The organism is Brevundimonas sp. UBA5713, assembly GCF_002419815.1.
In the GTDB taxonomy this organism is placed as follows: domain Bacteria; phylum Pseudomonadota; class Alphaproteobacteria; order Caulobacterales; family Caulobacteraceae; genus Brevundimonas.
In genome coordinates this window covers 39,174-52,724 of record NZ_DIGV01000017.1, presented here as the reverse complement: position 1 = coordinate 52,724, position 13,551 = coordinate 39,174, and the positions used below count along the sequence as shown (strand labels likewise).

At 63.4% G+C, this 13,551-nt stretch carries 10 protein-coding genes; 7 read left to right on the top strand and 3 right to left on the bottom strand.

The annotated features are described in order from the left end of the window. Nucleotides 1–10: 10 nt before the first annotated feature. The 5 genes from B3B04_RS03695 to B3B04_RS03675 all read left to right on the top strand — a co-directional run bounded on the left by B3B04_RS03695 (nt 11) and on the right by B3B04_RS03675 (nt 8,706). Complete coding sequence (locus tag B3B04_RS03695) at nt 11–2,185, top strand: prolyl oligopeptidase family serine peptidase (protein WP_292039989.1); 2,175 nt, start codon at nt 11–13, stop codon at nt 2,183–2,185. Then, nucleotides 2,182–4,389 (top strand): prolyl oligopeptidase family serine peptidase, encoded by a 2,208-nt coding sequence (locus tag B3B04_RS03690; RefSeq protein ID WP_292039987.1) that lies wholly within the window; start codon nt 2,182–2,184, stop codon nt 4,387–4,389. Before B3B04_RS03695 ends, B3B04_RS03690 begins: the two co-directional genes overlap by 4 nt. A 135-nt stretch (nt 4,390–4,524) precedes the next feature. Beyond that, nucleotides 4,525–5,271, top strand: a complete 747-nt coding sequence (locus tag B3B04_RS03685; RefSeq protein ID WP_292039984.1) for a DUF1223 domain-containing protein — start codon at nt 4,525–4,527, stop codon at nt 5,269–5,271. Between the two features lie 73 nt (nt 5,272–5,344). Beyond that, nucleotides 5,345–7,291 carry a potassium transporter Kup gene (locus tag B3B04_RS03680; RefSeq protein ID WP_292039982.1) on the top strand — a complete coding sequence of 649 codons (1,947 nt, stop codon included), beginning with the start codon at nt 5,345–5,347 and terminating at the stop codon, nt 7,289–7,291. Continuing rightward, complete coding sequence (locus tag B3B04_RS03675; RefSeq protein ID WP_292039980.1) at nt 7,288–8,706, top strand: RsmB/NOP family class I SAM-dependent RNA methyltransferase; 1,419 nt, start codon at nt 7,288–7,290, stop codon at nt 8,704–8,706. The genes B3B04_RS03680 and B3B04_RS03675 overlap by 4 nt, the downstream gene beginning before the upstream one ends. On the opposite strand, the gene B3B04_RS03670 is transcribed toward B3B04_RS03675, so the two are convergent. Next, nucleotides 8,707–9,495, bottom strand: a complete 789-nt coding sequence (locus B3B04_RS03670) for an ABC transporter ATP-binding protein (RefSeq protein ID WP_292039978.1) — start codon at nt 9,493–9,495, stop codon at nt 8,707–8,709. It lies immediately after the preceding gene. A 4-nt stretch (nt 9,496–9,499) separates the two neighbouring features. Then, entirely contained in the window at nt 9,500–9,910 is a 411-nt protein-coding gene (locus B3B04_RS03665) for a metallopeptidase family protein (RefSeq protein ID WP_292039976.1), read from the bottom strand. Nucleotides 9,911–10,024: 114 nt separating this feature from the next. Here B3B04_RS03665 and B3B04_RS03660 point away from each other — a divergent pair, with 114 nt between their 5' ends. Both B3B04_RS03660 and B3B04_RS03655 read left to right on the top strand, forming a co-directional pair. Further along, nucleotides 10,025–12,370 carry a sensor histidine kinase gene (locus B3B04_RS03660; RefSeq protein WP_292039974.1) on the top strand — a complete coding sequence of 782 codons (2,346 nt, stop codon included), beginning with the start codon at nt 10,025–10,027 and terminating at the stop codon, nt 12,368–12,370. A 47-nt stretch (nt 12,371–12,417) separates the two neighbouring features. Then, nucleotides 12,418–13,266: a haloacid dehalogenase-like hydrolase gene (locus B3B04_RS03655; protein WP_292039972.1), complete on the top strand. Its 849-nt coding sequence runs from the start codon at nt 12,418–12,420 to the stop codon at nt 13,264–13,266. On the opposite strand, the gene B3B04_RS03650 is transcribed toward B3B04_RS03655, so the two are convergent. Then, nucleotides 13,263–13,547: a PilZ domain-containing protein gene (locus B3B04_RS03650; RefSeq protein ID WP_292039969.1), complete on the bottom strand. Its 285-nt coding sequence runs from the start codon at nt 13,545–13,547 to the stop codon at nt 13,263–13,265. The two genes, B3B04_RS03655 and B3B04_RS03650, sit on opposite strands and share 4 nt — an antisense overlap. Nucleotides 13,548–13,551: the final 4 nt, after the last annotated feature.

The window sequence follows — 13,551 nt, the reverse complement described above, 5'->3', positions numbered from 1 at the left end:
AAGGACGACGATGAAACGCCCCGCCTCCACCCGTACTCTTGTTGCCGCAGCGGCCTTGGCCATGGCCTGCGGGATTGCTCCGGTTGCCATGTCACAAACAGCTTCTAACGCTCCCGCCGCCTTTGCCACCACGGACGCCACCGACCCCTATCTGTGGCTGGAAGAGATCGAAAGCCCGCGCGTGGATGCCTGGGTGGCGGAAAAGAACGCCCATTCGCTGGGCACATTACAGGCCGATCCCGTTTATGACGGCCTGCATCAGCAGGCGCTGGAAATCCTGCAATCGCGCGACCGTATCCCCTATGGGTCGATCAAGCGCGGCGGCTTTGTCGAAAACTTCTGGCAGGACGCAGACCATGTGCGCGGCATCTGGCGCCGCACCACCTTGCAGTCCTACGGCACGGACAATCCCCAGTGGGAGACCATCCTCGACATCGACGCCCTGTCGGCGTCCGAGGGGGCAAACTGGGTCTATAAGGGCGCGACCTGCCTGCCGCCCGAGGACCGCTATTGCCTGATTTCCCTGTCGGATGGCGGCAAGGATGCCACCACCGTCCGCGAGTTCGACAAACAGACCCGCCAGTTCGTCGAGGGCGGCTTCAACCTGCCTGAATCGAAATCGGGCGTGACATGGATCGACCGCGACACCCTGTTGATCTCCTACGCCTATGACCCATCGACGGTCACCAACTCCGGCTATGCCCGCTCGGTGCGTATCCTGAAGCGTGGCCAGACACTGGATCAGGCCCGAGAAGTCTACGCCGGTGACGTTACCGATATGGCGGTCAACGGCTATAATCTGCGCGATGCCGACGGCGTGCTGAAGGCGACCCTGATCCAGCGCGCGGTCGATTTCTACAGCAGCGACAAATACCTGCTGAAGGCCGATGGCTCGGTCGAAGCCCTGCCGCTGCCCAGGAAGGGCGGTATCAATGCCTTGGTGGCGGGCAAGCTGGTCATCTCCACCGATGAGGACTGGACGGCTCCGTCGGGCCAGACCTTCAAGACCGGCGACATCTTTGCCTATGATTTCGAGGCATGGATGGCTGACAAGTCGGTTCAGGCCGAACTGATCCTCAACCCGGGCGAGCGCGAGGCCGTCGAAGGCATTACCGCCACCCGCAACCGTCTGGTGGTCGCGCTTTACGAGAACGTTCGCGGTTCTATCTATGTCTACGATCCGGCCAACTGGTCGCGTAACCGTCTGGACCTGCCGGAAAACGTTACCGTCGGCCTTGGCTCGACCTCGAGCGAAAACGACCAGATGTTCGTCAATGTCAGCGGCTATCTGACCCCGTCGAGCCTCTATTTCGCCGATGCTGCCACCGGAACGGCCACCGTGGCCAAGTCCCTGCCCGAAAAGTTCGACACCACCGGCCTGATCGTCGAACAGAACGAGGCTGTCAGCAAAGACGGCACCCGCGTCCCCTATTTCGTGGTCCGCCGCGAAAACGCGCCGATGGATGGCTCGAACCCGACCCTGCTTTACGGCTATGGCGGTTTCCAGTCGTCGCTGCTGCCCGGCTATTCCGGCACCACTGGCAAGCTGTGGCTGGAGCGCGGCGGCGTTTATGTGATTGCCAACACGCGTGGCGGTGGCGAGTTCGGCCCGCGCTGGCATCAGGCCGCGCTGCAACAGAACCGTCAGCGCGCACACGAGGATTTTCAAGCCGTGGCCGAGGACCTGATCCGTCGCGGCATTACCAGCCAGCCCCATCTGGGCATTATGGGTGGCTCGCAAGGCGGCCTGTTCATGGGGGCCATGCTGACCCAACGTCCGGACCTGATCAACGCCGCGGTCATTCAGGTGCCCCTGTTTGACATGCTGCGCTTCCACAAGCTGCTGGCCGGTGACTCCTGGAAAGGTGAATACGGCGATCCGGACATTCCGGAACAACGCACATGGATTGCCGAATATTCACCCTATCAGCGCCTGTCGGCCGATGCGCCCTATCCGCAGGTCTTCATCCATACCTCGACCAAGGACGACCGCGTCCACCCGGGCCATGCCCGCAAGGCGGCGGCCCGTCTGGAAGAGCTGGGCCATGATGTCCTGTTCTACGAAAACACTGACGGCGGTCACGCCGCCGGTGCCAATCTGCGCGAGACGGCCCGCCGTGTAGCGCTGGAATACACCTATCTTACGCGTCGCCTGATGCGCGACACCTCGGGGGAAAACCAATGATGCGTTCGCTTTTGCTGACGGCAGCCTTGCCGGTGCTGATGCTGGGGGCCTGTGCCACCACGGATACAGGTTCGACAGCCGCAGATCAGGCGGGCGTCAGCGCCTCGTCCCTGCCGCCGCATTTCCCGCGCGACCTGTCGCCCGCAGGTGTGGCAGCTGCCGATGACCATCTGGCGCTGGAACAGGTTCAGGGCACCGAGGCCATGGCCTTTGTGGCCCAGTCGAACGAGAAGGCGCTGGCGGCCCTGACCACCGATGCCCGCTATGAGCCGTTCCGCCAGCAGGCCGAGGCCATCCTGACCTCGACCGACCGGATCGCGGTGCCGCGCTTCCTCGGCGACCAGCTGTCGAACTTCTGGCAGGACCGCACCAATCCGAAAGGCCTGTGGCGCCGGACCTCGGTCCAGAGCTTTGCCACGGACGCACCGGTCTGGGAGACCCTGCTGGACATCGACGCTCTGGCCAAGGCCGAGGGTCGCGACTGGGTCTTTAAGGGCGCATCGTGCCTACCGCCGGCTGAAAACCGTTGCCTGATCTCCCTGTCCGACGGCGGCAAGGATGCGGTGACGATGCGCGAGTTCGACATAGCCACCAAATCCTTCGTCGAAGGTGGCTTTGTCATTCCCGAAGGCAAGCACCGCATCACGTGGCTGGACGCGGACACCCTGCTGGTGGCGACCGATTTCGGTACCGGCTCGCTGACCGAAAGCGGCTATCCGTTCATCGTCAAATCCCTGAAGCGCGGACAGAGCCTGTCTCAGGCCACCGAAGTCTATCGTGGTGAACAGGCCGATGGCGGCTATGGCGTCTCGCCGATCGTGCTGCGCGATGCCGAGGGTGCCGTCGAGGCTGTGCTGTTTAGCCGTCCACTCGACACCTTCCGCTCGCAAATCTGGGCACTGGGTGCCGATGGCAAGCCGTGGCAGCTGCAACTGCCCGAGCGCGTTGGCATTCAGGGCATGCTGGATGGCAAACTGGTCTTCTCGCTGGACGAAGACTGGACCTTCGACGGCCACGCCTACAAGGGCGGCGACCTGCTTTCGGTGCCGCTGAACCTGCTGAACGTGCAGCGCCCCCGCATTGCCTATCCGAAACAGGCTGCTCTGGTCTTCTCGCCTAACGCGCGTCAGTCGCTGCAAAACGTGCAGGTGATGAAAGACGGCATTCTGGCCGTGATCGCCGACAATGTGGTGGGCAAGCTGACCCGCTTTAACGCTGGTGCTGACGGCTGGACGTCGTCCGCAATGGACGTGCCGGCCAACTCGGCGGTCAGCCTTGGTTCGGCCTCGCGTTCATCGGGCCGTGTCTTCGTCTCGACGCAAGGTTTTCTCACCCCGCCGACGCTCAGCCTCGCTGACTTCAACACCGGCACCTTGACCACGATGAAGTCGGCGGCACCCAAGTTCGACGCCTCGACCCATGTGGTCGAGCAGTACGAGGCCACCTCCACCGACGGGACCAAGATTCCCTATTTCATCACCCGCCCGCGCGATCTGGCCATGGACGGCACCGCGCCGACCATCATGTTCGGCTATGGCGGTTTCCAGGCCAGCTTCCCGCCCGCCTACAAGCCGGAAATGGGCAAGCTGTGGCTGGAGAATGGCGGCGTCTTCGTTCAGGCCAACATCCGTGGCGGTGGCGAGTTCGGACCCGGCTGGCACCAGGCGGCCCTGCGCGAAAACCGCCAGCGCGCCTTTGACGACTTTGCCGCCGTGGGCCGTGACCTGATTGCACGCGGCATCACCTCGTCGCGCCATCTGGGCATCTATGGCCGTTCGAACGGCGGGGTGCTGACCTCGGTGTCGATCACCCAGAATCCGGAGCTGTTCAACGCGGCCGTTATTGAAAGCCCGCTGATCGACATGATGCGCTATCAGGAACTGCCTGCCGGTGCATCCTGGATCGGCGAATATGGCGATCCGCGCATTCCGGGCGATGCCGAGTTCATCTCCAAATACTCGGCCTATCAGCTGCTGCGTCCGGATGTGAAATACCCGCGCGTCTACATCACCACCAACACGCTGGATGACCGCGTCCACCCCGGCCACGCCCGCAAATTCGCGGCGCGTCTGGGCGATATGGGCCACGACCACCTCTATTATGAGGACACTGTGGGCGGTCACTCCAACGACGCCGATCCGGTCGCCAACGCCCGCCGCTGGGCCCGCCACTATGTCTATCTGGCCCAACAGCTGATGGACTAAAGGCCCGCGCGGCTGAAACACGGTTTGATCAAATGACGGGGGCGGCAGACGAAAGTTTGCCGCCCTCACGTTTTTATGACCCCCGCGCCCCTGACATATCGATAAAATCTACCGGTCAACAAAAGGCTCGCCCCCTTGAAACTCCGGTCTGCCCTGCCTGTTCTGGTCTGTGCTTTAGGCTTGGTTCTGCCTGCGTTGGCGGCCTCTGCACATGCGCGCGAAAGCCGACCTGTCGTGGTGGAATTGTTCACCGCCCAAGGGTGCGCCGCCTGCCCCGATGCCAACCAGCAAATTGTCCGACTGGCCGACGACCCTCAGGTCATCGTACTCACCTATGGCGTTAATTATTGGGACTATCTTGGCTGGGAAGACACCTTTGCCCAACCGGACTTTGTGGCGCGCCAACGGGCCTATCTTCAGGCTCAGGGGCAGCGAAATCTAATCACGCCCCAGATTATTATTCAGGGCAAGCAAGCCATGAGTGCGGCCTCGGTCATTGCCCTAGATCAGGTCGTGGAAGTGGGCCGCCAGACCGATCATCCCCCTCACATCGAGTTTCGCGAAACCGGAGATCGTGTCGGCGTCGGCAGTGGCCAAATGCCCCAGGGCGGTGCCGAAGTGGTCGCTGTTCGCTATACACCGGGCCTGCGTACGGTTCAGGTCAGGTCCGGAGACAACCGTGGCCGCGCCGTCAGCCACATCAATGTTGTGAGGAACGTCAAACGCTTAGGTGATTGGACGGGTCGTCCGGCCCTCTATGCTTTGCCTGTCGATGTGCGCGAGGCCACCGATAACGGCGACGCCATTCTGGTGATGTTACAATCGAAGGTTGATCGTCGCATTCTGGCCTCTGCCCCCCTTCAGGAACCACGTCGCGATTGAATCGCTCTCGGAAAGGGTCTAAAGGCCCGCCGCTCTTGATGGGCGCGCCCCTTGCGCAGCCCGGAGGATTTGCATGGTCGGGGAACACCCGCGCGACGACCAGTCGGCCGCCGCAAACACGAACAGTCACGACCCCCTTTCGCCTGAACACCCGCAAAGCAAGGCTGCCCAGCGCGCCCTGCTGATCGGGGCTATCGGCGTGGTGTTCGGGGATATCGGCACCAGCCCCATCTATGCCTTGCGCGAGGCGACCCGCCACGCACAGGCACTGGGTGACCCGCGTCTGGCCGTTATGGGCGTCGTATCGTTGGCGTTCTGGGCGCTGATGGTGGTGGTGACGTTCAAATACGTCCTGTTCCTGATGCGCGCCGATAACCGTGGCGAAGGCGGGGCCCTGTCGCTGATGGCGCTGGCGCAAAACGCCCTGGGCCGTCGCAGCGCCCTGCTGTTTATTCTGGGTGTGTGCGGTGCCGCGCTGTTCTACGCGGACGGTGTGATCACCCCCGCCATTTCCGTGCTGTCTGCCATCGAGGGTATTCAGGGCGCGCCGGGCGTCGGCAGCGCCATCAATCCCTTTATCGTGCCGATTGCTGCCGTCATCCTGATCGGCGTCTTTATGGTGCAGTCCCATGGCACCGCCGGTCTGGCCAAGTTTTTTGGCCCGATCACCCTGGTGTGGTTTCTGTCGCTGGGCGTGCTGGGCATCTTCCATATCTTTGACGATCTCTCGATCATCACCGCCCTGTCGCCGCACTATGCGCTGATGCTGCTCGCTGCCAATCCCGTACTGGGCTTTGTCATTCTGGGCAGTGTCTTTCTGGCCGTTACCGGTGCCGAAGCGCTGTACGCCGATATGGGTCACTTCGGTAAGTCGCCCATCCGCAAGGGCTGGCTGTTTATCGTCCTGCCGTGTCTGACGCTGAACTATCTGGGGCAGGGTGCCTTTTTGCTGGCCCATCCTACAGCCATCGACAATCCGTTCTGGAACATGGTGCCGCAGTTGATCTACTGGCCGCTGCTGCTGCTGGCGACAGCGGCGACCGTCATCGCCTCTCAGGCCGTGATCACCGGTGCCTTCTCGGTCACCCAGCAGGCGGTGCAGCTGGGACTTCTGCCGCGTCTCGACATCCGCAACACCTCGGAAACCCAGGCTGGCCAGATCTATGTGCCGGCTGTCAACGGCCTGCTGATGGTGGGCGTACTGTTCCTGCTGGTCACCTTCCAGAACACCCACAACCTGACCGCCGCCTATGGTGTGGCCGTGACGGGCGTCATGTTCGTCAACACCCTGATGGCCTTCACCGTGGCCCGCCACAAATGGAAGTGGCCGCTGTGGGGTGTGCTGGCTGTGCTGATCCCCATGGGCTTCGTGGACCTGATCTTCCTCAGCTCCAACCTGCTGAAGCTGCCTGACGGTGCGTGGATGCCACTGCTGCTGGGGGCGCTGATCGTGGTGATCATGTGGACCTGGGTGCGCGGCACGCAGATTCTGGGCGAGAAGACCCGTCGCGACAGCCTGCCCCTGTCCGATTTGATTGAAATGCTGACAGCGCGCCCGCCGCACCGCGCGCAGGGTACGGCCATCTTCCTGACGTCGGACCCCACGGTCGCGCCGGTGGCGATGATGCACAACCTCAAGCACAACAAGGTGCTGCACGAGAAGAACATCATCATGACGGTCCACACCTCGCACAAACCACGTGTGAGAGAGGAAAGTCGCATTGCCATTGAAGACATCTCTGACGATTTCAAGCGCGTTACGCTGACGTTCGGTTATATGGAGACACCGAACGTGCCCAAGGCGCTGGCCCAGTGCCGCCGTCAGGGTCTGAAGTTCGACATCATGTCGACCAGCTTCTTCCTGGGCCGACGCTCCGTTATTCCAACCGCCCAGCAGGGCATGCCCCTGTGGCAGGACAAGCTTTTCATCTTCCTGATGCGTAACGCCGCCAACCCGACCGACTTCTTCCGCATTCCACCCGGTCGCGTGGTCGAGCTTGGCACGCAGGTGTCCGTGTGAGCCGCCCGCCTGAAAAGACCGTCCGTAACAAGGACGGCCACGTTCGCCCGATGAAGCGCGGCAAGCTGGCCAACCGGACGAACAACCGCCCAAGCTCGGGCGGCAACAAGGCTCCGCGCCCGCAAGGCGAGGACCGTTTCCCGGAGGTGGGCGTTCAGGCTCGTCTGGTGGCCGGTTTGCTGCTGAATGCGGCACTGGAAAAGCGTACCGGTCTGGATGATGAACTGGCCAAGAGCCCGGCCAAAGACCTGTCGCCTGCCGACCGCGCCTTTGCCCGCGCCTGCGCCATGGGGGCCCTGCGCCGTCTGGGCGAGATCGATCAGATTCTCGGCAAGCGTCTGAAGACCATGCCGGGTCTGCCGACCCTGACCATTTTGCGCATTGCTGTGGCGCAGATGCTGGTTCTGGAGACGCCCGCATTCGCCGCTGTGTCGACAGCCGTGAAACTGGCCGAGCGGGACAATAAGACCCGCCCGTACAAGAATCTGATCAATGCCGTACTGCGCGGCATCGACCGCGACGGCTTCGGCGTGACCAAGCCCGAAGCCAACCTGCCCGAATGGCTGGCCGCCCGCTGGCAGGCCACCTATGGCGACGAGGCGTTCAAAGGTCTGGCCGAGGCCACCCGTTTCGAACCCGCCACTGACATTTCGGTCAAGGTCAAGGCTGATGCCTCCGCCATCGCCGAGGCACTAGACGCCACCGTGCTGCCGGGCGGCACGCTGCGGACCGAGCGTCGCGGCGATGTGGCCCAATGGCCAGGCTTTGACGACGGTGACTGGTGGGTGCAGGACGCCGCCGCCGCCATTCCCGCCCGTCTTTTGAACGTCAAGGCCGGCGAGACCGCCCTTGATCTGTGCGCCGCCCCCGGTGGCAAGACCCTGCAACTGGCCGATGCCGGTGCCGAGGTTGTGGCTCTGGACCGTTCGGAAAGCCGTCTGAAGCGCCTGCGCCAGAACTTCCAGCGCATGAAGCTGGAGGCCGAGGTGGTCGCCATTCCGGCGGAAGACTGGGAAGACGATCGCCAGTTCGACGCCGTACTGCTGGATGCGCCGTGCTCGGCCACCGGCACCTATCGCCGTAACCCCGAAGCCCTGCGCGCCGTACGTCCGGCCGACATCGCCAAACTGGCCGATGTACAGCACCGCCTGCTGGACGTAGCTGCCACCAAGGTGAAGTCTGGTGGCCGTCTGGTCTATTGCGTCTGCTCGCTGGAACGCGAGGAGGGCGAGACCCAGATGCTGGCATTCCTGCGCCGCAACAGCGCCTTCAAGACGGTTTCGGTGGATACCGACGCCGTAGGTGCCCCTTCTGAGGCCCTGACCAAGGAAGGCTGGCTGCGCGTCATGCCGGGTCAATGGGCCGATAAGGGCAGCCTTGATGGCTTCTTCATCGCCTGCCTTCAGCGCGACTGATCAGCCATAGATCGCCGCATACCAGCCGTCGCGGGTTTCGACCCGCGCGGCAATGCCGAAAAGATCTGACAGACGCGCGTCTGTCAGCATCTGGCTCTTGGGCCCGTCCGCGAGCAGGCAACCCGCCTTCATCAACACCACACGATCGATCTCCGGCAGGATTTCATCGATGTGGTGGGTGACAACGATCAGGGTCACATCCGGCCCGATCACCTGACGCAAATCCTGTAAAAAGGCGCGCCGCGCGGCGGGGTCCAGTCCGGCACAGGCTTCGTCCAGCAGCAGGGCCTTAGGTCGATGCACCAAGGCCCGCGCGATCAGCACCCTGCGCGCCTCGCCGGTGGACAGGGTGTCCATGGTCCGCCCGATCAGATGGTCGGCAGACGACCGCGCTAACGCCTCATGCGCTTGGGTCCGCATGGCGTCCGTGACCTGCTGGTGCCACAGCCCGCGCGCCGCAAAAAAGGCCGAGACAACCGCCTCCATCACCTCCAGCGGCTCTTCACCGGCCAGATCACCCTGAAGGGCGGGCGAGACATAGCCCAGCTGGCGGCGCAGCTCGAACAAGTCCCAATGCTCTCGCCCCCACAGAGCTACACGACCCCCAAACAGGGGCCTGATCTGCTGCATCACCAGATTAACCAGCGTAGACTTGCCCGAGCCATTGGGGCCGAGAATGGCCACATGCTGGCCCGCCCGCACCGACAGGTTCAGCCCGTCTACCAATTGCCTCTGTCCGCGCTGGACCGTGGCGTCAGCAATATCCAGAAAGGGCAGGGGATCGCTCACGGTCCTAGTCCGCCGCGTCTTCGATGGCGTGGATCTGGTCGTCGTCCAGCCCCATGTGATGGCCCAGTTCGTGGATCAGCACATGGGAGATGATCTCGTACAGGCCCACATCCGCGCGCTCGCACCACTCATCCAGAATGGGGCGGCGATAGAGAAAGACGCGTGACGGCTCCGGTGCCGGACCCAGTCCGTCGCGCTCGCCCACATGGGCCCCGACATAGAGGCCGGTCAGCTCGAACGGGTCTTCAATCTCCAGATCGCGCAGCGTGTCTTCATCGGCGAAATCATCGACGCGGATCACCACATCGGCGCTGATCTGGCGGAACAGGTCCGGCAGTTCTTCAAAGGCCTGCTGGGCCAGTCGGGCAAAGTCGTCCAGAGACGGGGCGCACTGGTCATTCCACGCATTTTCCATGGGTCTGATATTGCGTGGACCGCCCCGTGGCGCAATGCGGCATCAAGCGTCGCCGAAAAGCCCTGCTCGGGTTATGGTAAACGCGAATCAACCTTCTTCGCCGCCGGAGCGTGCATGGCCGAGGCCGATATCGCCGCAGACATTGCCTATGTCGCCACTGCCGGTGCGGCGGGTCTGGCGCTGGCTGTCAGCGCCTGGGCTGCGCGTCTGCACCGTGGCCTGCGTCGCCGGGAGGCCGAGGTGGAAGCCACCGCCAGCCAGGCCCAGATCCAGTCCGCCGCCTGTGCCGGCGCACTGAATGCTTTCGACGATCTGCGACTGGCCCTCAGCCCCGATGGCCGCGTGCAGGCCGTCTATGGGCCCCAAGACGCCCTGTTCCAGCTGACCGACCATGAGGGCCTTGCTGGTGCGGCCTCGGCCAAGGAAGCCAATGCAGCGGCCCAAGGCCTGATCGAGCGGCTGCAAACCATTCATCCCGCCCGAATGACCGCCCTGCTGCAAGAGGGCGAGGGGTTCGAGACCCTAATGGAGACGGGCGAGGGGGCATGGGCCGTCGAAGGACGCGCACTGGGCGGCGGCGCATGGGTGCGCCTGTCGCGCATGGCTGCGGGTCTGGGTGTAGAGGCCAGCCCCGGCCTGCTGGCCGACCAGTTCCCGTCGCCCACGTGGGTGGTGGATGGCGCGGGCAAGCTGGTCTGGGCCAATGCCGCATGGCTTCATGAAACCCGCGCCGAGAGCCTTGAGCAGGCTCGCGAGCAGGGCGTGACCTTTGATCGGGGGGCCGACGCGCTGGTGTCAGAGGCCCTGCGTCTGAATGCCCATCAGGAAGGCTTCCGCTGGATTTCATCGGACGGTCGCCGCCGCGCCTGGAAAATCCTTGCCGAGCCATTGGTAGGCGGACGCGGGGCGGTCATCGCCTTTGCGCTGGACATGACCGAGGCCGAAGAGACGCGCGACACCCTGCGTCGTCACGTCGAGGCCCATGATGAGACGCTGAACCACCTTGCCGACGCCGTGGCCATCTTTGGTCCGGCCAAGCGTCTGGCCTTCCACAACACCGCCTTTCAGCAGCTGTTCAATATCGATGCGGCGTGGCTGGACGAGCGTCCGACCCATGGCGAACTGCTGGACCGTCTGCGTCAGCGCCGCCTGCTGCCCGAAGTGGTGGACTATGCGGGTTGGAAATCGAACGAGCTGGAGTTCTACGGCGCCTCCAAGGCGGCACCTGACGACACCTGGCGACTGCCCGATGGCCGCACCTTGCGCGTGGTGCGTCAGCCGCACCCGCTGGGCGGCATCCTGCTGATCTTCTCCGACATCACCGACGAGCTGAACCTGCGTAGCCGCTATAACGCACAAATTCAGGTGCAGATGGCGACGCTGGACAAGCTGTCGGACGCGGTGGCTGTGTTCGGCTCCGACAGCCGCCTGCGTCTGTGCAACGAGGCGTTCGAGCGGTTCTGGAACCTTTCGCACGAGGCGCTGCATCAGGCCGATTTCGACGCTATCGCCAATCTGTGCCGCCCGCTGCTGCCGGAACAGGCAGTGTGGATGGGCCTTAAGGCGCGCGTGGCCGATCCAGACCCCGAAAGCCGTGTGCCGATCACCGGCGAGGGCCGGATGCAGGATGGCCGCGTCGTCGTCTGGCGCACCCGCCCGCTGCCCGATGGCGCGACACTGGTGGCCTTCTCGGACGAGACCGCCCGTCGCGCCTTGGAACAGGCGCTGGCCGAAAAGGAGGCCGCTCTGGCCGAGAGCCAGGCCCTGAAGCGCGAGTTCGTCGGCAGCGTGTCCTATGAGCTGCGCACCCCGCTTACGACCATCGTCGGCTATTCCGAACTGCTGGAAGCCATGGGCGATCTGCCCGAGCGGAGCCGGCAGCATGCGGGGGCCATCCGCGTGGCCGCCAGCCATCTGGCGCGCAGCATCGACGACGTGTTGGACATGGCCCAGATCGATGCCGGCGAGATGGAGTTGGTGCTGGGCGATGTACGTCTGCAAGACGCACTGACGGATGTTGCCGAAGGCCTGCGGGTCAAGGTCGAAGGGCGCGGCGCGACCCTGAGTATCGATATCCCCGACGATCTGCTGCCGGTGCGTGCCGACGAAAAGCGCATCACCCAAGCCGTTGAACATCTTCTGGAAAATGCCACCCGTGCTGTCTCCGAAGGCGGGGATGTCGAGCTGAAGGTCGAGCGCGGCGAGGCCGAGGTTCGCATCCGCGTGTCCGACACGGGCCGTGGCATTCCCTATCATTTGCAGGCTCATGTGTTCGACCGCTTCGTGCGTCGCGAACGCGGTGGACCGGGCGTGGCGCTGGCACTGGTCAAGGCGCTGGTGGAACTTCACGGCGGCTGGGCCGAAGTGGAGTCCTCACCCGGAAGCGGGGCGACCTTCATCCTGCATCTGCCGACAGAGGCCCGCTCTGATGCTGCGCCGCCTGAACTGATTTTGACCTAATCCCGTGCTAAGGGTCGGGTCCAAGACGTTCAGGACTATTCGCCCCCATGGCAGCTAACAAACCCCTCAAAACGGCCCTCATCTATGATTTCGACGGCACTCTGGCCCGCGGAAACATGCAGGAGGTCAGTTTCATCCCGTCCGTGGGGATGGACATCGGGGCCTTCTGGGCCGAGGCCGAGGCCCTGACCAAGGGTGCCGATGCGGACGGCATCCTGATGTACATGCAGCTGATGCTGCAGCACGCCCGCGCCAAGGGCATCTCTATCACCAAGGAGATGCTCAGCGATCACGGCAAGGACGTCGCCCTGTTTGAAGGCCTGCGGGACCTGTCGTGGTTCGACCGCATCAATGCCTTCGGGGCCAAATACAATCTCGAGATCGAGCACTACATCATCTCTGCCGGTCTGGAAGAGATGATCGACGGCACGCCTATCCGTCCGGCGCTGAACCACGTGTTCGCCAGCCATTATGTCTATGACGACAAGGGCGAGGCGGCGTGGCCCGCTGTAGGCGTGAACTACACCACCAAGACCCAGTATCTGTTCCGCATCAACAAGGGCGTGAAGAACCACTGGGAGCACGAGCGGGTGAACCACTTCATCCCCGACGATGACCGTCCGATCCCGTTCGACCGCATGATCTTCCTTGGCGACGGTGACACCGACGTGCCGACCATGAAGATGATGCATACCAAGGGCGGCTTCTCCATCGCCGTCTACGATCCGCGTTCGAACGAGAAGGACCAGAAGAAGGTCTATTCGCTGATTTCGGAAGACCGCGTGAACTTTGTGGCGGCGGCCGACTACACCGAAGGCTCGGCGCTGGACCTGATTGTCAAAGGCCTGATCGGCCGTATCGCCATCAACTCCGGCACCATGCCGGAAGGCCTTTAAGAACGCTTCCAGAGGTCCCGCGCGCGCGACAGCCGCGCGGGCACCAGACCACGCAGATCATGGCTGCGGCTGACATCCAGGGTCAGTTCCTGCCCCTTGGAAGACCCTATCGTGGCATCGAACGCCAAGCCGCGTTTATGATCCACAACGATGGTGGCCCCCGAAAGACTGCGTCCGCGATCCAGTGTCACGATCAGGGTCTGGGCGGAAGCTTTGCGAATAACGCACGGAAACTCGACCCCGTTGTTGCACAGGGTCCCGCGGCCATTCACCGTCTCCAACTTT